The following is a 20,565-nucleotide window of genomic DNA, read 5'->3' as shown; positions in this document are numbered from 1 at the left end:
CGGGGGCAGGGACGCGAAGGGCGGCCATACATGATTCTTACCGGAGTACTTCTGGCCGTTCTCGGCCTCGGTCTCGTCGGCTGGTTTGCCGCACGGGGCCGGGCCCGGCTGCTCCATACCGGGCGCGGCACGATGCATTCGATGCCGGGCTATCACGCCTGGCACGTCGCGCTGTGGATCGTCTTCCCGGCGCTGATCGCCTGGGGCGCGTGGCAGGCGGTGATGCCGGGGCTGGTCGACGGGGCGGTCATGGCCGACCCCGTGGCCGCGCAGCTTCCCGCCGATGCCATGAGCCGTGCGGCCATCCTCGCCGAAGCCAAGACCATCGCCGACAACCCCGATGCGGTTGCCTTCAACCCGCTGGCGAACACGCTGGCAGGGCCGGTGCGCGACGCCCACGGCCGCTTTGGCCTGATCGGCGGACTGCTGGTGGCGATCGTCGCGCTGGCAGGTGGCGGCTGGGCCTTCACCCGCATCCGTGCGAACTACCCGGCGCGCAGCCGTGTCGAGCGCGGCGTGCTGGGGCTGCTGCTGGTCGCCTCGCTGATGGCGATCCTGACCACCTTCGGCATCGTCGCCTCGCTGGTGTTCGAAGCGGGCATGTTCTTCAAGGACGTCTCGCCGATCGACTTCCTGCTCGGCACCCACTGGTCGCCCGGCTCGGCGCGCGGTGACAACCTGGGTGAGAGCTTCGGCGCGGTGCCGCTGTTCTGGGGCACGATCTACATCGGCGCGATCATCGCCATGATCGTGGCGATCCCGCTCGGCCTGATGAGCGCGGTCTACCTCACGCAATATGCCTCGCCGACGATCCGCAAGTGGCTGAAGCCCATGCTGGAGATTCTCGCGGGGATTCCCACGGTGGTCTACGGCTACTTCGCCGCCCTGACCGTCGCGCTGATCTTCCGCGACTTCGCCGCTTCGCTCGGCATGGCCAACCCCTCGACCGAGAGCGCGCTGGCGGCCGGTGTGGTCATGGGCGTGATGATCATTCCCTTCGTCTCCTCGATGGCCGACGACGCGCTTGCCGCCGTGCCCCGCGCGATGAGCGACGGTTCGCTGGCGCTGGGCGCCACCAAGTCCGAGACGATCAAGAAGGTGCTGCTGCCCGCCGCACTGCCCGGCATCGTCGCGGGCGTCATGCTGGCGATCAGCCGCGCCATCGGCGAGACCATGATCGTGGTCATGGCCGCAGGTGCCGCCGCCAACCTTTCGGCGAACCCCTTCGCCTCGATGACCACGGTCACCTATCAGATCGTCCAGATGCTGACCGGCGACCAGGAGTTCAACAGCCCCAAGACGCTCTCCGCCTTCGCGCTGGGCCTGGTGCTGTTCATCGTCACCCTCATCCTCAACATCATCGCCCTTCGCGTGGTGAAGCGCTTCCGGGAAGCTTATGAGTAACGCATCTCTCCGTAACGCGCGCCCGGGCGACGCCTCCTTCGGCAACGCGGTCCCTGGCAATGCCCGGTGGCAAACGCCGGAGGCCCTGCGCCGGATTTCCCGCCGCAACGCCGCCGAGCGCCGCTTCAAGCTGATCGGCCTGGGCGCGATCGTCCTCAGCCTCGCCTTCTTGGCGTTGCTGCTGGTGATCATGCTCAAGAACGGCCTTTCCGGCCTCGACTGGTCGTTCCTGACCGGCTCGGACTCGACCGATCCCGATCTCGCCGGTGTCTGGGGCGCGACCAAGGGGTCGCTGCTGACGATGCTCGTCACCCTGCTGCTCTCGTTCCCGATGGGCGTGCTGGCGGCGATCTACCTGGAGGAGTTCGCTCCCAAGGCGCGCTGGATCGAGTGGGTCGAAGTCTCGATCAACAACCTCGCCGCGGTGCCTTCGATCATCTTCGGTCTGCTCGGCCTTGCGGTGTTCATCAATACGCTGGGCATGCCGCGCAGCTCGCCGCTGGTCGGCGGCCTGACCCTGGCGCTGATGACGATGCCGGTCATCGTCATTTCGGGCCGCAATGCGATCAAGGCGGTGCCGCCCTCGATCCGCGATGCTGCTCTCGCGATCGGCGCGAGCAAGATGCAGACCGTGTTCCATCACGTCCTGCCGCTCGCGCTGCCGGGTATCCTCACCGGCACGATCATCGGCATGGCCCGCGCGCTGGGTGAAACCGCGCCGCTGCTGATGATCGGCATGCGCGCCTTCGTCGTCACCCCGCCGGGCGGGATCACCGACCCGTCGAGCGTGCTGCCGATGCAGATCTTCCTGTGGTCCGACGAGATCAATTCCGGTTTCGTGCAGAACACTTCCGCCGCCATCATCGTCCTGCTGGTCTTCCTGCTGGCGATGAACGGCCTTGCAATCTACCTTCGAAACAAGTTCGAAGTGCGCTGGTAGAAACATGACAAACGCCAAACTGCCTTCCACCAAGCTCACGGCCCGCAACGTCGACGTCTTCTACGGCGCGAAGAAGGCCATCAACGATGTCTCGATCGAGATCGACAACGGCATCGTCACCGCCTTCATCGGCCCGTCGGGCTGCGGCAAGTCGACCTTCCTGCGGTCTCTCAACCGCATGAACGACACGATTGCCGACGCCCGCGTCACCGGCGAGATCCTGCTCGACGGCGAGAACATCTACTCGCCCGACATGGACCCGGTGGCCCTGCGCGCCCGCGTCGGCATGGTGTTCCAGAAGCCGAACCCGTTCCCGAAGTCGATCTACGAGAACATCGCCTATGGCCCGCGCATCCACGGCCTGGCGCCGTCGAAGGCGGACATGGACGGGATCATCGAAAGCTCGCTGACCAAGGCGGGCCTGTGGGACGAAGTGAAGGACCGGCTTAACGAGCCCGGCACCGCGCTTTCGGGCGGCCAGCAGCAGCGCCTCTGCATCGCCCGCGCCATCGCCGTCAGCCCCGAAGTGATCCTGATGGACGAGCCGTGCTCTGCGCTCGACCCGATCGCCACCGCGCGTATCGAGGAACTGATCGACGAGCTGAAGGAAAGCTTCGCCATCGTCATCGTCACCCACTCGATGCAGCAGGCCGCGCGCGTCTCGCAGCGCACCGCCTTCTTCCACCTCGGCAACCTGGTGGAATACGGCGACACCAGCCAGATCTTCACCACCCCGCGCGAGGAAAAGACCAAGGACTATATCACCGGCCGCTACGGTTAATTCGCGGCGACAAGGTGCTATAAGTCAGGGAAATTCAGGGAAGACATAAATGGTCGATCATACAGTCAAGGCCTTCGACAGCGAGATCGGGCAGCTTCGCGGCCTCGTCGCCGAAATGGGCGGCCTCGCCGAAGTCGCGATCCGCGACGCCATCGTCGCGCTTACCCAGCATGACGAGGATCTCGCGGCCCAGGTCGTCGCCGCCGACGCCCGCCTCGATGCGCTGGAAGCCGAAGTGGACCGCCTTGCGGTGCGCACCATCGCGCTGCGTGCGCCGATGGCCGACGATCTGCGCGACGTCATCGCCGCGCTCAAGATTTCCGGCGTGATCGAACGCATCGGCGACTATGCGAAGAACATCGCCAAGCGCGTCAATGCCCTCGAGAACCGGCTCAAGATCGAACCGCTCGAACTCGTGCCGATGATGGCCGAGATCGCCGAGGGCATGGTTCGCGACGTGCTCAACGCCTACGGTTCGCGCGATGCCGCGCTGGCGCAGGAAGTGATCCGCCGCGACGAAAAGCTGGACCAGTTCTACAACACGCTGTTCCGCTCGCTGCTGACCCACATGATGGAGAACCCGGCGACGATCTCCAGCGCGGCGCAGCTTCTGTTCATCGCCCGCAACCTCGAGCGCATCGGCGATCACGCCACCAATGTCGCGGAAATGGTCTACTACGCCGCCACCGGCGAATACCACGCCGAGCGTGACAGCCAGACCGACGATACGAGGAACCTGCCGTGAACCCTTCCGTCCTGGTGGTCGAGGACGACCGCGCGCTCTGCGAACTGCTTACCTGGAACCTCAGCGCCGAAGGCTACAACGTGCGCAGCACCAGCGACGGCGAGGAAGCCCTGCTGATGGTGCAGGAACAGGCGCCCGACGCCATCATCCTCGACTGGATGATCGAGCACGTTCCCGGCATCGAAGTCTGCCGTCAGCTCCGCAAGGACAAGGACACGGCGCAGATCCCGATCCTCATGCTCACCGCCCGCGGCGAGGAAGAGGACCGCATCCGCGGCCTCAAGACCGGCGCCGACGACTATGTGACGAAACCGTTCAGCCCGCGTGAGCTGCTGGCCCGCATCGAGGCGCTGCTGCGCCGCGCGCGGCCCTCGCTGGCGGGCAATGTGCTCCAGTGGGGCGATATCGAGCTGGACGCCACCAGCCACCGCGTTCGCCGTTCGGGCGAGGCGCTGCACCTCGGTCCCACCGAGTTCCGCCTGCTGCGCTATTTCATGGAACGCCCGAACCGCGTGGTCTCGCGCCAGCAGATTCTCGACGGGGTCTGGGGCATGGACTCCGACATCGACGAACGCACCGTGGACGTCCACATCCGCCGGTTGCGCAAGGCGATCAACCGCGACGGCGACACCGACCCCATCCGCACCGTCCGCGCAGCGGGCTATGCGATGGACGTGACCTGATCCGGCCCGGCCGGGGAAGGCGATCGATCGCCTTCCCCGGCCGGACCTCACATCTTCAGAACTTGTAGCCGAGACCGACTGCGACGATATCGGAGTCCGGCTCGCGATTGCTGACCAGAACGTGCTTGTACTCCAGCTTGGCGTAGACGTTCTCGTTCAGGTCCTGCTCCCAGCCGGTGCTGAGGCCGACAGCGTCGCTGCACTCACGGCAGTCCTTCGACTGCCAGTTCGCCGCGGCATAGAGCTTGGCGCCCGGCAGAATCCGCGCACCAGCGCGGCCGCCGACACCCCAGACCACCCGGGTATCGTCCGCCAGCACCTTTTCCGCGATGCCTTCCACGCCCACGAAGAAGCGCTCGTTCAGATCGACGTCGTGACCGACCGTGAGGGCGGCGACGGCGTTGGTCTCGCGGTGATTCCAGATCACGCCGCCGGTGCCTTCGATGTAGGTCTCATCGGCAAGCGCGGGCGTCGCGGCGGAAACGAGAGCGGCGGAAGCCAGAACTGCCGGCAGCAGGGCGGGAAGATAACGCATGGTTGTTCCTCGGGTGGAAATTACACCACCTGCGAAAGAGGCAGCGTCTGTGGTCCCGCCATTAGGCTTCACGATTGCGATATAACATTGCTGATACTTGGCTGAAGATTGCAGTTTTCCGAACCGGGCTTCCGGCCGGACGCTTCCTTGCCTATGCCTGCACTCTCGCGGCGGCAGTGGTCCCGGCATTTCGAGAAGGCAGGCTTGAACAGAGCGATGGATCAGGAAAGTAGGGTTCAGGAAAGCGGCGCGCGTGCGGCGGCGCCGCAGTCGGTGACGCGCGTGATTCGGCTGCTGGAAGCGCTCTGCACGAGCGGCGAGCCGCTCTCGCTGGCCGATCTCAGCCGCCGTCTCGCCACGCCCAAGAGTAGTCTCGCAGCGCTGCTGCGCGGTCTTGCCGAGGAAGATTTCGTGATCGGAGCGGAGGGCCTGTGGCGGCTCGGCCCCGGTGCCTTCGGGCTGGGCAGCGCATTGACGCAGGCGCGGCGGCGCCTGCAAAGCTCCGATCTGGTGCGTGACGGCATGCGCCGCCTTTGCACGGCGACGGGCGAGACCGTGCTCTTCGCGGTCGGCGATGCCGAAGGCGATCAGCTGACTTATGTGGACATGGTCGAGAGTCGCAATGTCGTGCGCTATTCGGTCAGTGTCGGCGACCGGCGGCCGCTTTATGCCACCGCCGGGGGGCGAGCGCTGCTGGCGGCCTCGCCGCCGGAAGCGGTGGAGAGCTACTTGCGCCGCCTGAAAGCGCAGGCTTTCACCCCGGCGACGCTGGTGGAGCGCCAGTCCCTCGCGGCTGCCGTTGCCGCCGCGCGCGATCAGGGCGTGGCCCAGACCGTCGATCAGGCGGCCGAAGGTGTGACAGGCACCGCGGCGACGATACGCGATGCCGCCGGTCTGGTGGTGGGCGCGATGGTGGTCGCCGCCCCCAGTTCCCGCGCGCAAGGCAGGCTGGAGGCATTGGCGGAACTTGTCCGCAAGGAAGCTGCCGACACTTCGCGCAGCCTGGGTTTTCGCTAAATCAGGCGGCGGCGCGGGCCGGGCGTTCGCAGGCTTCGAGTGCCATCCCGATCGTCGTCAGGAACTGGTCGGTGGCGCGCTGCCAGGAAAAGCGGACGCCGAGCCGCGCCGCATCTTCGCGCCGCACCGCAAGTGCCGCGGCGATGGCGCGTTCGAGCACCCGGTCCACCGCGCCGGCCGGAGTGTCCAGCCCTTCCTCCACCCCGCACCCGTCCGGGCCGAGGATGTCGATGGGACCTGTCACCGGATAGGCTGCGACCGGGGTGCCGCAGGCCAGTGCCTCGATTACCACGAGGCCGAAGGTGTCGGTAAGGCTGGGGAACACGAAGCAGTCGGCGGCGCGATAGGCGCTCGCAAGTTCCTCGCCCGAAAGCGAGCCGAGGAACAGCACGTCCGGATAGCGCCGCTTCAGACTTTCCAGTGCGGGGCCGTCGCCGACGACGACCTTGCTGCCCGGCACCTGGGCATCGAGGAACGCTTCGAGGTTCTTCTCCGGCGCCACCCGGCCGACGTTTAGCAGCACCGGGCCGGGCAGGGCGGCCATCGCCTGATGGCGGGGGCCTTCGGGTCTGAACTGGGCATGGTCGATGCCCCGGCTCCAGCGACGGGTATGGGCGATGCCGCGCCCGGCAAGCTCTTCCGCAAGGCTGTCGGTGGAGACCAGCACGGCCTGGCTGGGCGCATGGAAGCGCTGCATGATCGGCCAGAAACGCTCGGCGCTGAGCCCGGTACGCACGGCGGCGTATTCCGGGAAACGGGTGTGGAAGGCCGAAGTGAACGGCACCCCGCGCGAGAGGCACCAGCCGCGCGCGGCCCAACCGATCGGGCCTTCGGTAGCGATATGGACGATCTCCGGTCGGGCCTTGTCGAGCATCCGGCGCACCCCGAAACGGGGGGCCATGGCCAGCCGGATCGAGGCATAGCCCGGCATCGGCACGGTGAAGAAACGGTCGGGGGTGAGCGTTTCCACCTCGTGCCCGCGCCGGGTCAGCTCGTCCAGCGTGGCCGAGAGCGAGCGGACGACACCGTTCACCTGGGGGAGCCAGGCGTCGGTCGCCAGGGTGAGCTTCACTCCGCAGGCTCGGCTTGGACTGCCTCGGCCTGGTGGGCGGGAATGCCCTCTGCCGTATGGCCGCCGGTCTCGGCGATCCAGTCGATGATCGCGATATGGCCCTGAAGGTCCTCGACCAGCGCGGTGCAGCTCTCCACCCAGTCGCCGTCGTTGTAATAGGTGATGCCGCCGAACTGGCGAATCTCGGCGCAGTGGATATGGCCGCAGACGACGCCGTCGTAGCCGCGAGAGATGGCCTCGTTCGCGACGGCCTCCTCGTAGCTGCATACGTATTGGACCGCGTTCTTGACCTTCTTCTTCATATAGGCCGAGAGCGACCAGTAGGGCATCTTCAGCTTGCGCCGCACTGCGTTGAACACGATGTTGGCCCGCAGCAGCGCGCCGTAAGCCTTGTCGCCGAGGAAGGCGAGCCACTTGGCATAGAGCACCACGCCGTCGAAGGCATCGCCGTGGGTGACGAGCAGGCGGCGGCCGTCGAGCGTCTCGTGCACCGCTTCCAGCACCAGTTCCACGCCGCCGAAGGTCAGCCCGGCATAGTCGCGCAGCATCTCGTCATGGTTGCCCGCCACGAAGACGACGCGGGTGCCGCGGTGGGCCATCTTGAGGATGCGGCGGATCACTTCGTTATGGGCGTCGGGCCAGTACCAGCCCTTGCGCAGGCGCCAGCCGTCGACGATGTCGCCGACGAGGTAGAGCGTCTTGCATTCCACCGAGCGCAGGAAGTCCACCAGCATCTCGGCATTGCAGCCGCGCGTGCCGAGGTGCACGTCCGAGATCCAGATGGTTTCGTACTTGCGCTTGGGGCGGAAGCCCTTGGGATCGGGCAAGTCCAGCCAGGCGGGAATGTTGGTCCCGGCAAAACCGGTGCCGCCAGTGGTGCGTTCGAGAAGGGTGTCCACGTCTTTCCGCATCGTTGCGCCCCCGTTCCAGTTAAGGGGAGCTTCGCATTTTCCCGTTGCGCAGGCGTGACGGTTGCGGGTCACTTCGATGACAGCAAGGGATGGGATCGGAACGGTCTTTGTTTGCTCGATCTTTTCATTCGCAAGTCATCGATATGTCACTTGTTCGTCACACTGGCATTGCAAGTAGCCGCGCGTAGTAACCGCGCAGGGGGCCATGCGACGTATTGATATTCTGCTGGCAAGCGAGCTTTCCGGCGGCCTTGCGGCCTTCCGGCACGACGATTTCGACGTGGTGCTCCATCGCTGGACCGACTTTGCCGAACTGCCGCTGATCGAAGGCGCGCTCTGGGTCTTCATCGACTGGGTGCTGCCGGAGATGTCGGGCCTCGAACTCTGTCGCCGGCTGCGGGCGGACAGCCTGACTAGCCATGCCCATGTCACGATCGTCCTGGAAGAAGACAATATCGACGACCGCAAGCGGGCGCTGCGCATGGGTGCGGACGACTACATGGTCGGCCCGCTGACGCGCTCGGCCCTGCTGGACCGGGTGCTCGGCGCCAATATCAGCGAGCAGGATGTCGCGAACGGCCGTCTGCTTGCCCAGGGCGACCTTTCGGTGGACGTCGCGGCGTTCCAGGCGCGCTGGCAGGGACGGCCGATCTCGCTGATGCCGAACGAACTGCGCCTGCTGCGCTATTTCATCGAGCATCCCGGCCGCGTCTTCACCCGCACCCAGTTGATCGCCGCGCTCGGCAAGCAGGAACCGGCGGTGGACGAGCGCACCGTGGACGTCTGGATCGGCCGCCTGCGCCGCGCGCTGAAGGGCGTGGGCGCGGGCAACCCGTTGCGCACCGTGCGCTCGCTGGGCTACGTGTTCGACGCGATCTGAAGGAGGCCAAGGCGCGGTCGTCGCCGCGCCTTGGCCCTACCGATGCGAGCCGGCCTTAGCCCAGCAGGCCTGACGTCTGCGCCAGCAGCCAGAGGCCGATCACCAGGAACAGCAGCGCGGCGATCGTGCGGACCACGCTCAGCGGGACGCGCTTGATGAGTTCATTGCCCAGGAACACCGCAGGCACGTTGGCCAGCATCATGCCGATGGTGGTGCCGGCCATGACCGGGATCACGCTCTGGAAGCGGGCGCCCAGTGCGATCGTGGCAAGCTGGGTCTTGTCGCCCATCTCGACCAGGAAGAATGCGATCGCGGTGGCCACGAAAGGCCCGAAGCGGCTGGGCTTGGGCTCGTCGTCCTCGTCGAACTTGTCGGGGATCAGCGTCCAGGCGGCCATGGCGATGAAGCTCACGGCGATGAGATAGCGGAACCACTGGCCGTCGAGGAAGGCCGAGGCCTGCTCGCCCACCAGGGCAGCGAGGAAGTGGTTGGCGAGCGTCGCCACGAAGATGCCCGCAACGATCGGCCAAGGCCGCTTGAAGCGGGTGGCGAGGACGATGGCGAGGAGCTGGGTCTTGTCGCCGATTTCGGCAAGGGCGACGACCGCAGTCGACGTGAGCAGGGCTTCCAATTGAATTCTCCGGGGCCGGGCAACAGACAAGACAATAGCGCGGCAGAACCCGCCCGGCCGGACGGAACTGCAACGCCATTGGTCTCGCCCGGACGGTCTTTTCCGTCCTCCTGTGCGCCATGGTCTCTCGACCAAGTATGTTGACGACAGGTCCTGCTGGTCTTGCCTGGGCGATTGCCGGGACAAGGGGGCGCAGGCGGCTACTCCCCAGATGACCCGGCGCCCTTAGCGCGGGAGGAGCGGGATGGCAAAGACAAAAAAAGGCCGGCCGCATTGCTGCGACCGGCCCTTCAGTTGCCGTCGGGAGGGCAGGCGCCTCCCTGGTGAGAGCGTCAGAACTTGGCCGTCGCCGAAAGCGAGAAGACGCGGCCGAGCGCATAAGTATTGAAGTCCACGCGGCCGTCCTCGAAGGTCTGGTATTCGAGATGCTTGCGGCCGGTGAGATTGCGGCCTTCCGCCTTCAGCTCGATTTCCTTGCCTGCGACCTGGATGCCCTGGCGCAGCACCACGTCGATGCGCAGGCCCGGATATTCGATCACGTCCGGCTGGCGCACGCTGCCGACGAGGCCGCGGCTGACCGAGCGCTTGCTGGCGTAGCTCAGCAGGATCGTCTGCTGCGACAGCTTCTCGGTTTCTTCCATGCCGAGTTGCAGGTTGACCAGGTGCTCCGACTGGCCGGTGAGCGGCGCGCCGTTGCGGAAGTAGTCCTTGGCGAACTGGGTCGTGCTGGCGCCGTAGATGTCGGTGGTGTCGGTGTCGTTCACCTTCAGCTTCGACTTGGTGTAGGTGTAGTTGCCGATGACCACCAGGCGGCGGTTTTCGAAGAACGAACCGCCCAGGCTGTCGAGATAGACGTGCTTCTGCAGTTCCAGCTCGCCGCCGTAGAGGTTGGCCGCAGGCGCATTGGCATACGTGGTGATGAAGCTTTCGGAGCCTGCCAGGATCGATTCGATCGGGTTCTTCAGGTGCTTGAAGAAGCCGCCGAGCGACACCCGCTCGTCACGGCCGAAGTACCACTCGAAGCGGGCTTCGGCGTTGGTGAGCTGGCTGTCCTTGAGGAACGGGTTACCGCGATAGGTGCGGTTGCTGTCCGGGTCGTAGAAGTTCTGGTAGACCAGCTCGCGGAACTGCGGGCGGGCGATCGTCTTCGAACCGTTCACGCGGACCTGCATGCTCGGCTGGATCTCGTACGTGAGCGTCAGCGCGGGCAGGAAGTACTCGTTCTTGAGGTCGGTGGTCGGGGTGGCCGCGGCGCCGACCGGGCGCAGGACCGTCGATTCCTTGGCATATTCCCAGCGCACACCGGCATCGATCGAGAGGCTGTCGGTGATCTGGCCGTCGACCTTGCCGTAGAAGGCATGGTTGAGCAGGCGGGCGTCGAACAGGCCGACGTTCGCTGTCAGGTCGCGGAGTTCGAGGTTGTAGTTCACCCCGCCGACCTCGTTCAGATACCACATGCCGGACTGCAGCAGCACGTCGGGCCGCAAGAGACCGAACGACTGGATCAGGTTCTGGTCGCCGCTGGCATAGACGCCGAACTGGCGGTTGGAGTTGCTGCGGCGGTTGAGCTGGTAGGCATAGCCCACCGTTCCGCGCCAGCCGTCGAAGAACTGGTGCGCCACGTCGGCCCCGGCGGACCAGACGTCCTCGCTAAGGCGCGAGAAGCTGATCGTCGTCGGGTCGACCGCGCCGGTGCCCAGGGTATTGACGAAGTTCTGGCCGAACTGGGTGCCGTCGTTGGTGCGGATATATTCGGAGTCGATCTCGAACGGCGCGAGGCGCTTGGAGTTCGCAAAGCCGCCGCGCAGGTCGATCGTGGTCTTGTCGTCGACCTTGAACTCACCGGTGAGCTGGCTGTCGAGCAGGGCGCGTTCGTACCAAGCGGTCTTCTGCGAGATGTAGTCGACCGCCGGGTTGCTCTCCTGGTGGCCGAAGCGCAGGCGGGTGAACTTGCTGGTGTCGTGGATGTAGACGTTGGTCCAGCGGATCGAGTTCTCGCCCCATTCCAGGCCCACGCCCAGCATGCCGTTGACGATGATCCGGTTGTCGGTGCTGACCGTCTGGTAGTCTTCCCAGAGGTTGGCCGGGTTGGCGCTGAGGCCCTGGGTCAGCTGCTGGACGGCGTCGCGGGTCTGGGTCTTGTTGGAATAGCCCGCCGCGGCGATCACGCCGAGCGTGGCCTCACCCATTTCGAACCGGGTGCCGGCGGAAATGTCGGCCGAGAAGTTCGGCTGAACATGGTCGTCCTTTTGCACGACCGCGTTGCGGCCGCGGAACAGCACGCTGCCGATTTCCTTGGCCTGGTCGCTGGTGGAGCCCATGACGGTGTTGCCGCCGAGGTAGGCCTTCAGCGCCGGCGGGATCGAGCGGTTGCCGTTGTCGTAGCCGGTCCAGTCGTGCTTGCCGCCGTAATAGGTATAGCCCAGCTTGTTGGTGGACTCGGTGTCCCAGCCGATGCCGCCGCCGATGGTCAGGAAGCTTTCTTCCGGGATCGACTTGGTGGTCAGGTTGATGACGCCGCCGCCGAACTCGCCGGGGAAGTTCACCGAATAGCTCTTCTGGACCAGCGACGAGGCGATGATGCTGGTGGGGAAGAGGTCGAGCGGGACCACGCGCTTGAGCGGCTCGGGGCTGGGTAGCGGCGAGCCGTTGAGCAGTGCCAGCGAATAGCGGTCGCCGAGGCCGCGCACGTAGACGTAGCCGTTGCCGACCACCGAGAGACCGGTGACGCGGCCGAGGGCGCCGGCGATGTCGCCTTCGCCGGTGCGGGCGATCTGTTCCGTGGAGAGGACCGAAACGACCTGCGGGGCCACGCGCTCGATATTGCGGTTGCGCTGGCCGGTAACGATGATCGCGCCTCCGGGAATGGAGACGTCGGGCATCGCCTCTTCGCCTGCGGCTTCTTCTGCGGGCGAGACGGGAACGGCGCCTACGGGGCCGGAGGCGGGAGCGGAAGTGCTGTCCTGCGCCCAGGCCGAAGTCGGCGCGAGGATCGCAGTGGAGAGCAGCAGCGTGACGAGCCGCGGCTTGGTCATGGTATGTCCCCCTGGAACATCTATCGGATGCGAGCAGGGGGCGGCCCGTCTGGACCGCCCCCCGTCGTTAGGCTGCGGGCGGTCGGATCAGGTCGTGGGCAGCGCGGTGCAGGCGCTGTTCGATCCGAGGTTCGCGTTGGTGGTGTCGCAGGTCCAGCCGCGATACCAGGTGTCCGCCGCATCCTTCACCGCACCGATGTAGGTCTGGTTGGTGAAGAAGCTGGAGAGCGTCGACAGGCTGGCATAGGCGGCAATCGCGGTTTCGCCGGCGCCGTTGACGAAGGTGTTCGTCAGCGTCGAGGTGAAGGCCGAATTGTTGTTGGTGCCTGCGTTGAAGGCGGCGGCGGCACTGGCGTCGGTATAAGTGCCGGTGCCCAGGATCGGGGTCGTACCGCCGCAGGTCATGACGACCGAGTGAGCGGTCAGCGAGGCCGGAGCCGAACCGGCGGCCTGGGTGCCGTTCAGGCGAAGGCACTCGTTGGTCGGGGTGTAGACGACGCCGTTGGCGAGCGTCACGTCGGCATTACCGCGGAACAGGGCCGAGGCCTGGTTGCCGCTGTTGCCCGAACCGATGCTGGTCTGCACGGCGGTGAAGTTCGCGATGGCGATCTTCGTGCGCGGGGTGTCGGCTTCGTTGCCGTTGCTGTCGAACTCGAAGAACGAGTCGCCGGCGGTCGGCTTCTGGACGATCAGGGCGTACTGGACGTTCGCCTGGACGCCGGTGTCGAGGTCGAGGCTGTCGTCGTCGGCGTTGATCGCGACGTAGTGCTTCATGTTGAGCGCGCCGCCGAAGAACTCCGAACCGTCGTCCGAGCTGTTCACCGACTGGATGTAGTCGAGCTGGGTGCCGGAGCCGATGCCGCCGCCGGTCAGCGACTGCAGCTCGTTGCCCGGAGCGAGCGAATAGCCCGAGAAGCGGATCTGCACGTACTTCATGCTGCCCGCGTTGTAGGTGTTGTCGCGGCCGCCGAAGTTGGCCGGGTCGGCCGCGCCTTCGGTGACGCGTTCGCAGTTGTTACCCGCGGTGGTGCCCATGCCGGTCGAGCAGTCGGTGGTGATGCCGCGGCCGAGCAGTACGACGCCGCCCCACTGACCCATCGAGTCGTTATTGTTGGTGCCGCGCACGTTCTGGAGGCTGGTGAAGATGATCGGGCGGGCGGCGGTGCCTTCGGCGATCAGCTTGTTGCCGCGGTTGACCGCGAGCCAGGCCGGGGCCGAGGTGCTGTCGCCATAAACGATCACGCCGGGTTCCACGGTCAGGGTGACGTTGGTGTCGGCGGTCAGTGAACGATTGCCGCAGGCGACCGTCGTGGTGGTGAAGGCGGCCGTCGGTGCCGAGAAGCCGCCGTCGCAGCCCACGTCAACGCGGCCGTTGAGGCGGTAGATCACGCCGGCCTGCTTGGGCAGGGTGGAGCTGACATTGACCAGTGCGGGCAGAGTGCAGACGCGCCAGGTGCCTTCGGGGCCGGAGATGATGCCGTCGTTGGTGAGCGTGAGGCCGCCGGTAGCGGCTGCGCCGGGGCATTCCGTAGCCGCGACGACGGTACCCGAAGTCGGGGTGGGCGTCGGAGCGGGCGTCGGCGTGGGATTGGTGATTTCGATGCTGCCGGCACCCGGCGAGGAGATGTCGTCGGCGCCGCAGCCGGCGAGAGCGAGAGCACTGCAACCGATCAGCAGCGCGCCATGCATGGTCTTCACGTGAATTCCCCCGTTTGTCAGGTCGAGCCGAGGCGGCGAGTCCGCCGTCGCTGAGCGCGGGGTCTAGGGAGGGGCGGTGACAGTTTGTTGGCGTTATCGTGACACTAATCTGCGGATACACGACGATAGTATGACGAAAGTGGCTGCTCTCCGGCAGAATGCTTAACCGACTCGTAGGGTTTCCGCCGGTTCAGACTATAATTGCAGTTTTATGACACTTGCGTCATTTTCTTGTCCGAGGCGAATTTTGCGCGGATGTTGCATTTTGCCAACGGATAGAAACGAACGGGAGAATGCCATGTCGATCACTGCTCTTGCCGCCACTCTCCTGCTCAGCCAGGCCTCCGTTACGGCGGCGCCGGCAACGCCGCTGAACGACCGGATCGACGTGGCTTATAGCGAACTTTCGACCGGCAATGCCGATGCTGCCGTCCGCAAGCTCGAAGCTAAGGGCGGCGCGAAGTCGGAAGATCCCGCCACGCTGATCAATCTCGGTGCGGCCTATGCCGCCAATGGTCAGACGGAAAAGGCGCTCGCCAGCTACCGCGCGGCGGTGTCCAGCCAGGACCGTTACGACCTTCAACTGGCCGATGGATCCTGGGTCGATTCGCGTGCTGCGGCCCGTCTCGCGTTGAACAATCTTCTGCGTACGACGGCGCGGGCCTCACGCTGAGGGAGCGGTGAGCGGGGCGGGATGGTTCAAGTCCCTGTAATGCGGGGAGGGTTGTTCTCCGCCCCGCAAAAACCGGAGAAGCTGGCCTTTTGGGACGCACCTGAAGTATAAGTCTGCAGTATAAGATTGTCTGCACGAGACGGTGTCGTGAGGGTTGCGGCGCCCCGTCTGGACGGCCCGAGTTCTCGACGATGAATTGCAACAAGATTGCCAGATTGGCCGTCTTGTCGTCACATTGCTGTCATCCAGATGGAGCACTGCGCCCTCATACGGAGGGCATGGTGATTCGGTACACTCAGCTTCAGACCCGCAAAGTACGGGGATATTTCTCTCATTTCGCGGCCTTGGTTGCCGCCGGTTCCGGCTTTGTGCCCGGCATTGCCCAGGCGCAGCAGGCGACGCGTGCCGATCCGGCAGGTTCCGGCCCGATCGTGGCGGCACTCGGCTGGCTTCAGGGCACGCTGCTTGGCAATGTCGCCACTGCCGTCGCGGTGATGGCCGTGGCTGCGGTGGGCTTCATGATGCTGACCGGCCGGATGAACTGGCGCTTCGGCGCGACCGTCATCATCGGGTGCTTCGTGCTGTTCGGTGCCGGGGCGATCGTCTCCGGCATCCAGTCGGCGGCGGGCTGATGAGCCTCGCTCGCTTCCCGGTCCATCGCGCGCTCACCCGCCCGCAGATGTTCGCGGGGGTGACCTACAGCTTCTTCATTATCAACGCGGCGGTGACGACGGAGATCTTCCTCATCACCAAGAGCTTCTGGGCGCTGCCAGCAGCGCTCGCGATCCACGGGGCCGGATACCTCGCATGTCTTCGCGAACCCCGGGTGTTCGACCTGTGGATCGCCAAGGTCAGCAAATGCCCGCGCGTGCCGAACTGGCAGCGCTGGGGCTGCAACAGCTACGCGCCCTGATTTGCGGGGCGCGGGGGAAACGACGATGTCCAAGAGCAGGAAAACGGCCTTCAAGGGCGTGCTGAGCGGTTGGGGCGCCAAGGAAACGTTGGTCGGCGACCGGCTGCCCTATCAGGCGCTGGTGGACGAGAACGTCGTGCTGCTGCGCGACGGTTCGGTCATGCTGTCGCTGATGGTGCCGGGTCTCGCTTTCGAGACCGCCGACAGCGAAGAACTCAACGCTCACGTCGCCACGCGCGAAGTGCTGCTGCGTTCCGCGCTCGATGCGCGCTTCGTGCTCTACCACCATGTGATCCGCCGCCGTGTGCAGATCGCCATGGAGGGGCGGTTCGAAGACCCGCTGGCCGCTCATATCGACGCCCGCTGGCGCGCGCGCACCGGTTCGGGCGCGCTCTTCGTCAACGACCAGTTCATTACCCTGGTGCGCCGCCCGGCGCGCGGCAAGGCGGGCTGGCCGGACAAGCTCTCGCGCATGCTCCGCAACAAGGGCCATGCTCCGGCCGAAGCCGATCCCGCCGACGTGCGCGCCTTGCGCGCTGCCGCTTCGGCCATGGTCGCCTCGCTCGGCGCCTATGGCGCGCGGCTTTTGGGCGACTACGAGGGACAGGCGGGCCAGTGTTCGGAAGTGCTGGAACTGCTCTCGGCGCTTTACAACGGTGAGATGCGCCCGGTGCGACGTCCCGTCGAGGGGACCGACCTCGGCCACATGCTGCCCTATCGCCGGATCAACTTCGGCATGGACGCGCTCGAACTGCGCGGCGCGGCCGGCGCTTCATTCGCTTCGGTAGTCAGCCTCAAGGACTATCCCGACAGCACAGCGCCGGGCCTGACCGACGCGCTGCTGCGCCTCCCCTGCGAACTGGTGCTGACCGAGAGCTACGCGCCCGCCGACCGCCAGATCGCCCGCGAGCGCATCGACCTCGCCATCCGCCGTCTGCGCTCGGCCGACGAGGAAGCGATGGCCGAACGCCGCGAAATGTCTGCCGCACGCGATTCGCTCGGCACCGGGGCGGTCGGTTTCGGCGACCATCACCTCTCGGTACTGGTCCGCGCCGATACCCTGGATGCGCTCGATGAAGTGACCGCGATGTGCGCGGCCTCGCTGGCCGATGCCGGTGCGGTGGCCGTGCGCGAGGACGTGAACATGGAGCCTGCCTTCTGGGGCCAGCTTCCCGGCAACGAGGCCTTCATCGTCCGCCGCGCGCTGATTTCTAGCGCCAACATGGCCTGTTTCGGCTCGCTCCACGGCTTTGCGATGGGGCAGGCGAGCGGTAACCACTGGGGCGATGCGGTCACGCTGCTTTCGACCACCAGCTCGACGCCGTTCTTCTTCAATTTCCACCAAGGCGACCTCGGCAATTTCACCGTCATCGGTCCGTCGGGTTCCGGCAAGACGGTGGTCATGAATTTCCTCGCCGCCCAGGCGCAGAAGTTCAGCCCGCGCACCGTGCTGTTCGACAAGGATCGCGGCGCCGAAGTGTTCCTGCGCGGCATCGGCGGCACCTACAGCCGCGTCGCGGCGGGGCATCCGACCGGCTTCAACCCGCTCTCGCTGCCCGACACCGCCGCCAACCGCGCCTTCCTGCGCGACTGGCTGGGCGTGTTGCTGGAAGCCAAGGGGCCGGAGGAGCTGGCGACGATCGCCGGGGCGGTTGATGCCGCCTATCACAACGACCCTTCGCTGCGCCGCCTCTCGCATTTCCGCGAACTGCTGGCAGGCGCCCGTCGCCCCGAACCGGGCGATCTCGCCTCGCGTCTCGACGCCTGGATTCAGGGCGGCGAGCATGGCTGGCTGTTCGACAACCAGTACGACCGTCTGGACCTTTCGGCGCGCGTGCTCGGCTTCGACATGACCGCGCTGCTGGAAAGCCCGCGCCTGCGCACGCCGGTCATGATGTACCTGTTCCATCGCATCGACGAGCGTCTGGACGGCGAGCCGACGATGATCCTCATCGACGAGGGCTGGAAGGCGCTCGACGACGAAGTCTTCGCCGCCCGCATCCGCGACTGGCTCAAGACGCTGCGCAAGCGCAATGCCCTGGTGGGCTTCGCCACCCAGTCGGCGCGCGATGCGCTGGACAGCAAGATCGCCACCGCGCTGGTCGAGCAGACCGCGACGATGGTGTTCATGCCCAACGCCCGCGCCCGCTACGAGGATTACTGCGAGGGCTTCGGCCTCTCGCAGCATGAGCTGGACGTCATCAAGACGCTGCCCGCCCAGTCTCGCTGCTTCCTGGTCCGCCAGTCCGATGCCTCGGCAGTCGTGCGGCTCGATCTCTCGGGCATGCCCGAAGTGCTCACCGTACTGTCCGGTCGCGAGAGCACGGTGCGCAAGCTCGACCAGCTTCGCGAGCGCTACGGCGACGAACCGGGGGCCTGGTATCCGGTGCTGACCGGCTTCCAGTGGCCCGGTGACGGCGATGAAGATGCTGCCTGGATCGAGGCGGCGGAGTAGGCGGCCATGAGCATCGCCTGCGAACAGCTTACCGAAGTCGCCAGCGCCGGGGTCGCCCCGGCGCTGCGCGCGGTCGACTGCGTGGCCAACGAGATGGCTTCCGCCGCATTCGGCCGTCTGTTCGGTGCCGAAGGGGCGATGGCCCCGGTGCTGACCATCCTGCTCACGCTCTACATCGCGTTTTTCGCGATCTCGCTGCTGACCGGGCGCTCCAGCCTCGGTATCTCGGCGCTGACTCCGCGCATGCTGACGCTCGGCCTCGTTCTGACGTTTGCGACGAGCTGGATCGCCTACCAGGGTGTGGTCTGGAACCTCGCCGTGGGCGGGCCGGACTGGATCGCCTCGCAGCTGATGGGCGCCAAGGGTTCGGCCACGCAGATCTTCGGCGACCGCATCGATATCGTCTTCAACGCCATTGCCGAGGCTTCCCAGAATGCCGGAAAGGCGGGCGGGGAAGCGGCGCAGGGTGCGGCTGAGGGCGCTGCCCAGGGTGCTGCACCGGCCAAGGCCGCGGCGGCAGGGGGCGGTGCGGCGGGCCTGTTCTCGCCCGACAGCGTCATGTGGATGGGCGCGCTCATGCTGCTGCTCGGCACTGTAGGCGTGCTGCTGACGGCACGCATTGCGCTTGCCATCCTGCTCGCGCTCGGCCCGATCTTCGTGGTCATGGCGCTGTTCGGCGGCACGCGCGGGCTTACCGCCGGGTGGCTGCGCGGTGTTGTCCTGACTGCGACGACCCCGCTCTTCGTCGTGCTCGGCGGCGGCATCACGCTCGAACTGCTGGTGCCGATCGTCTCGGCGCTGGTGCAGGGTGCGCAGCTCGGTGAAATCGACGGCCGCGCTGCCATGGCGCTGTTCGTCGTCGCCGCGGTGCATCTCGCGCTGATGGGCATGGTGCTCAAGGTCGCCGGAACGCTGGTGTCCGGCTGGCAGGTGTTCGGCCTGGCGCGGAGCGAAACGCCGCGGGGCGAGCGCAACAATGCGGTACCGCCGTCTCAGGTCCTGGCCGCGAGCGGGCAGGTCGCGCCTTTCGTACCCGCCGCCACGGCCTCGCGGACGCCTGCGGTATCGGCTGCCAGTGCCGCCGCCATGGCTTCCGCGCCCGCGCCGGAACAGGGGGCTGCTCAGGCGGGCGACCGGCGAACCGTCATCACCCAGGTATCGGGCGGCGGGATCGAGCCGCTCGGCGCGAGCCAGACTTCGCGGGCGCGCGGTATCGGCAGCCGTTTCCGTGCCTCCAACGACGCAACTTCAAGCCATACGGCATCAGGCAATACGGGCCGCGCTGCGGCCAAGGAGACGTTCAAATGATTCGCCACCAGGTTCAGGCCAAGGCCCGCGTCCTGGCCGCGACGGCCACTCTGGCCCTCTGCCTTGCGGCACTGCCCGCCCAGGCGGATGAGCGCCTGGTCCAGCATGCCTATGCCGATAACGAAGTCGTGCGGATCGATGGTCGCACCGGCGTTCAGGCCACCATCGCCTTCGGCAAGAACGAAGCGATCGAGAACGTCGCGGTCGGCAATTCGCAGACCTGGCAGATCACGCCGAACAAACGCGCGGACCTGCTGTTCGTGAAGCCGCTGGAAGCCAGCGCACGCACCAACATGACGGTCGTGACCAACCGGCACACCTATTTCTTCGATCTGGTCGCTTCGCCCAAGGCGCGCCCGCTCTACATGCTGCGCTTCACGTACAAGGACGAACCAGCGGAAACCGCGCCCGGCGTTCCCGGCATGCCCCGGACCGCAGGGCTCGATCCGGACGAACAGGCGCTGGCCGCCGGTGATCCGGCCGCGCTGCCGACCGATCCGGCCGCGCTCAATTTCGAATGGAAGCGCGTCGGCGCGCCGAAACTGCTGCCCACGCGGGTCTATGACGACGGCAATTCGACCTATCTGCTCTGGCCCGAGAAATCCTCGGTCCCGGCGATCCTCGTGACCAACGAGAAGGGCGACGAAGGCCCGGTGAACTACGCCGTGCGCGGGGCCATGATCGTGATCGACGAAGTGCCGGACAACATCATCCTGCGCTCGGGCAAGGCCAGCGCCGAACTGGTCAATGCACGCCCCGTGGCGTCGCGCCCGGCCGTCAGCCCGGCGCCTGCGGCAAGCGGCACGCCGAACGCCGGTATCACGGCCGTCGCCACCGCAGCGCCTGCCTCGGTCGGCGCGACGAACTCTCAGGGGAACTGATCC

The 20,565-nt window shown here is 66.3% G+C and carries 19 protein-coding genes and 1 riboswitch; of the genes, 13 read left to right on the top strand and 6 right to left on the bottom strand.

Annotated elements, in window-relative coordinates:
• The first annotated feature begins 30 nt into the window (after positions 1 to 30).
• The 5 genes from pstC to phoB are packed head-to-tail and all read left to right on the top strand — an operon-like array spanning position 31 to position 4,553.
• Positions 31 to 1,404 carry a phosphate ABC transporter permease subunit PstC gene (gene pstC / locus V7066_RS16785; protein ID WP_334184129.1) on the top strand — a complete coding sequence of 458 codons (1,374 nt, stop codon included), beginning with the start codon at positions 31 to 33 and terminating at the stop codon, positions 1,402 to 1,404.
• A complete protein-coding gene (gene pstA, locus V7066_RS16780) occupies positions 1,397 to 2,344 on the top strand; it encodes a phosphate ABC transporter permease PstA (RefSeq protein ID WP_334184128.1) in 948 nt (315 codons plus the stop codon). The genes pstC and pstA overlap by 8 nt, the downstream gene beginning before the upstream one ends.
• Before the next feature lie 4 nt (positions 2,345 to 2,348).
• On the top strand, positions 2,349 to 3,125 hold the full coding sequence (gene pstB, locus V7066_RS16775; protein WP_334184127.1) for a phosphate ABC transporter ATP-binding protein PstB: 777 nt from the start codon (positions 2,349 to 2,351) through the stop codon (positions 3,123 to 3,125).
• Between the two features lie 49 nt (positions 3,126 to 3,174).
• Entirely contained in the window at positions 3,175 to 3,870 is a 696-nt protein-coding gene (phoU, locus tag V7066_RS16770) for a phosphate signaling complex protein PhoU (RefSeq protein ID WP_334184126.1), read from the top strand.
• A complete protein-coding gene (phoB, locus tag V7066_RS16765) occupies positions 3,867 to 4,553 on the top strand; it encodes a phosphate regulon transcriptional regulator PhoB (RefSeq protein WP_147218536.1) in 687 nt (228 codons plus the stop codon). Before phoU ends, phoB begins: the two co-directional genes overlap by 4 nt.
• Before the next feature lie 55 nt (positions 4,554 to 4,608).
• Here the strand turns inward: phoB and V7066_RS16760 are convergent, their stop codons facing one another.
• Positions 4,609 to 5,088: an outer membrane protein gene (locus V7066_RS16760; RefSeq protein ID WP_334184125.1), complete on the bottom strand. Its 480-nt coding sequence runs from the start codon at positions 5,086 to 5,088 to the stop codon at positions 4,609 to 4,611.
• A gap of 216 nt (positions 5,089 to 5,304) precedes the next feature.
• Between V7066_RS16760 and V7066_RS16755 the strand changes: the two genes are divergently transcribed.
• A complete protein-coding gene (locus tag V7066_RS16755; protein ID WP_334184124.1) occupies positions 5,305 to 6,105 on the top strand; it encodes an IclR family transcriptional regulator in 801 nt (266 codons plus the stop codon).
• A gap of 1 nt (position 6,106) precedes the next feature.
• Here the strand turns inward: V7066_RS16755 and V7066_RS16750 are convergent, their stop codons facing one another.
• Positions 6,107 to 7,177, bottom strand: coding sequence for a glycosyltransferase family 4 protein (locus V7066_RS16750; RefSeq protein ID WP_334184123.1), 1,071 nt, complete (start codon positions 7,175 to 7,177; stop codon positions 6,107 to 6,109).
• Positions 7,174 to 8,088, bottom strand: coding sequence for a UDP-2,3-diacylglucosamine diphosphatase (locus V7066_RS16745; RefSeq protein ID WP_334184122.1), 915 nt, complete (start codon positions 8,086 to 8,088; stop codon positions 7,174 to 7,176). Before V7066_RS16745 ends, V7066_RS16750 begins: the two co-directional genes overlap by 4 nt.
• A 205-nt stretch (positions 8,089 to 8,293) precedes the next feature.
• Here V7066_RS16745 and V7066_RS16740 point away from each other — a divergent pair, with 205 nt between their 5' ends.
• Positions 8,294 to 8,968, top strand: coding sequence for a response regulator transcription factor (locus V7066_RS16740; protein WP_334184121.1), 675 nt, complete (start codon positions 8,294 to 8,296; stop codon positions 8,966 to 8,968).
• Positions 8,969 to 9,023: 55 nt separating this feature from the next.
• Here V7066_RS16740 and V7066_RS16735 read toward each other — a convergent pair whose 3' ends face one another.
• The 3 genes from V7066_RS16735 to V7066_RS16725 all read right to left on the bottom strand — a co-directional run bounded on the left by V7066_RS16735 (position 9,024) and on the right by V7066_RS16725 (position 14,323).
• Positions 9,024 to 9,599 carry a TMEM165/GDT1 family protein gene (locus tag V7066_RS16735; protein ID WP_334184120.1) on the bottom strand — a complete coding sequence of 192 codons (576 nt, stop codon included), beginning with the start codon at positions 9,597 to 9,599 and terminating at the stop codon, positions 9,024 to 9,026.
• A gap of 59 nt (positions 9,600 to 9,658) precedes the next feature.
• A riboswitch (yybP-ykoY riboswitch) is annotated at positions 9,659 to 9,821 on the bottom strand.
• A gap of 110 nt (positions 9,822 to 9,931) precedes the next feature.
• On the bottom strand, positions 9,932 to 12,634 hold the full coding sequence (locus V7066_RS16730) for a TonB-dependent receptor domain-containing protein (RefSeq protein ID WP_334184119.1): 2,703 nt from the start codon (positions 12,632 to 12,634) through the stop codon (positions 9,932 to 9,934).
• A gap of 87 nt (positions 12,635 to 12,721) precedes the next feature.
• Complete coding sequence (locus V7066_RS16725) at positions 12,722 to 14,323, bottom strand: hypothetical protein (RefSeq protein ID WP_334184156.1); 1,602 nt, start codon at positions 14,321 to 14,323, stop codon at positions 12,722 to 12,724.
• A 307-nt stretch (positions 14,324 to 14,630) separates the two neighbouring features.
• Between V7066_RS16725 and V7066_RS16720 the strand changes: the two genes are divergently transcribed.
• The 6 genes from V7066_RS16720 (at position 14,631) to V7066_RS16695 (ending at position 20,562) form a co-directional block, all read left to right on the top strand.
• Complete coding sequence (locus tag V7066_RS16720; protein ID WP_334184118.1) at positions 14,631 to 15,005, top strand: hypothetical protein; 375 nt, start codon at positions 14,631 to 14,633, stop codon at positions 15,003 to 15,005.
• A gap of 278 nt (positions 15,006 to 15,283) precedes the next feature.
• A complete protein-coding gene (locus tag V7066_RS16715; RefSeq protein WP_334184117.1) occupies positions 15,284 to 15,637 on the top strand; it encodes a TrbC/VirB2 family protein in 354 nt (117 codons plus the stop codon).
• On the top strand, positions 15,637 to 15,918 hold the full coding sequence (locus tag V7066_RS16710) for a type IV secretion system protein VirB3 (protein WP_086490123.1): 282 nt from the start codon (positions 15,637 to 15,639) through the stop codon (positions 15,916 to 15,918). The genes V7066_RS16715 and V7066_RS16710 overlap by 1 nt, the downstream gene beginning before the upstream one ends.
• A gap of 25 nt (positions 15,919 to 15,943) precedes the next feature.
• Positions 15,944 to 18,373 carry a VirB4 family type IV secretion/conjugal transfer ATPase gene (locus V7066_RS16705; protein ID WP_334184116.1) on the top strand — a complete coding sequence of 810 codons (2,430 nt, stop codon included), beginning with the start codon at positions 15,944 to 15,946 and terminating at the stop codon, positions 18,371 to 18,373.
• A gap of 6 nt (positions 18,374 to 18,379) precedes the next feature.
• Entirely contained in the window at positions 18,380 to 19,681 is a 1,302-nt protein-coding gene (locus tag V7066_RS16700; protein WP_334184115.1) for a type IV secretion system protein, read from the top strand.
• Positions 19,678 to 20,562 (top strand): TrbG/VirB9 family P-type conjugative transfer protein, encoded by an 885-nt coding sequence (locus V7066_RS16695; protein ID WP_334184114.1) that lies wholly within the window; start codon positions 19,678 to 19,680, stop codon positions 20,560 to 20,562. Before V7066_RS16700 ends, V7066_RS16695 begins: the two co-directional genes overlap by 4 nt.
• The last annotated feature ends 3 nt before the right edge of the window (positions 20,563 to 20,565 follow it).

The sequence above is a fragment of the Novosphingobium sp. genome, from assembly GCF_036820275.1.
GTDB lineage: Bacteria > Pseudomonadota > Alphaproteobacteria > Sphingomonadales > Sphingomonadaceae > Novosphingobium.
Note: the sequence above shows the minus strand (reverse complement) of the source record. Positions and strands in the feature narration are given on the sequence as shown.